Below are 1,171 nucleotides of genomic sequence, written 5' to 3'. Positions count from 1 at the left end.
CAGCGCACCCACGATGTGCACGCAGGAATCGTCAGCGGCATTGCGGCCACGGTGGTTCCCGCACTGCTGGCAGTGGGCACGGAAGGCGAAATTTTTGCACAGATGCTGTGCCTCGCAGTAGCTGGTGCGGTCTGTTTACATGCCGCCCGGCACCACCACGGTGCTGCGGTGTGGGCATTACTGCTGGTAGTCGCAGCCGCAGTCATTGCCATCGGCAGCAGCATTTGGGCCGGGCTAGACCACCCCGGCGCGATCGGCGTGGCGTTGGTGGTCATGGTGGCAGCGTCGGCAAGCCCGGTGTGGGTGCCAAAAGTACAAGACCTGGAACCGACCACAATGGTGTGGCTGGAACGAGCAGAATCGCTTGCCGTTGCCGCATGCTTGCCACTCGCTCTGCAGGTCATCGGAGTATTCGCCATGATTCGGGGGTTGGGTTAATGCAGAAAGTACAGCAGCTTTTAGTGGCAAGCACCGCCGGTGCCCTCGGGCTACATGGTTTTATGTTCTTCCCGGTTGGAGGCAGCACGGGTTCCGCGACCGCGCAGGCACAAACTCGTGACGACGTCGAGGTCCGCCGCACCGTTGACTGCGTTGACCCCATTGTGGCTCCGGCACCAACTCCGGCGGCTCCGAGAGCCGAGGCTGAATTTTCGAGGCCCTGGCAGGATGCTTTTGGCAGCTCCCCCGGTTCTGCGCCAGACCATTATGGCCGCACGGAACAGACAGGATCCGAGCCCACACACCACCAACAGCCGCTCACCGTCGGCACGGATTACCGCACCGCCCACCAATTCGCCACCGGAGCCGGGGTACGCGTGGCAGTTATTGACACCGGAGTTTTCAACCACGAACAGTTGCACGTGGAACCGGTCGCCGATTTGGTTTCCCCGGCTGAGAACAACCCACTACTCGACTGCGACGGGCACGGCACCATCGTCGCGGGCATCATCGGAGCCGAACAATCGGGCGTTGCGCCGAACGCACAGATCTTGTCCATCCGGCAATCCTCGGCGCACTACAGCTCCCGCCAGCCGAACAACACGCCAGACCATCAGCACGCACCCGATGCCGAGGAACCGGAGCTCACCGGCACTCTCAGCAGTTTTGCCCAGGCCATCCACACCGCGCTTGACCATGACGCACAGGTCATCAACGCCTCAGTGGTTTCCTG

The 1,171-nt window shown here is 62.3% G+C and carries 1 protein-coding gene and 1 pseudogene; both read left to right on the top strand.

Annotated elements, in window-relative coordinates; genetic code table 11:
• Positions 1–438 (top strand): annotated as a pseudogene (locus tag BKN05_RS11990) (type VII secretion integral membrane protein EccD); the annotation flags it as partial.
• A partial coding sequence (locus BKN05_RS11985; RefSeq protein ID WP_286688739.1) for a S8 family serine peptidase occupies positions 438–1,171 on the top strand: 734 nt, incomplete at its 3' end. The pseudogene BKN05_RS11990 and the gene BKN05_RS11985, both read left to right, overlap by 1 nt.

This window comes from Corynebacterium sp. S5S1, assembly GCF_001913985.1.
In the GTDB taxonomy this organism is placed as follows: domain Bacteria; phylum Actinomycetota; class Actinomycetes; order Mycobacteriales; family Mycobacteriaceae; genus Corynebacterium; species Corynebacterium marquesiae.
The sequence above is the reverse complement of the archived record's forward strand: the minus strand, read 5'-3'. Positions and strand labels throughout refer to the sequence as shown.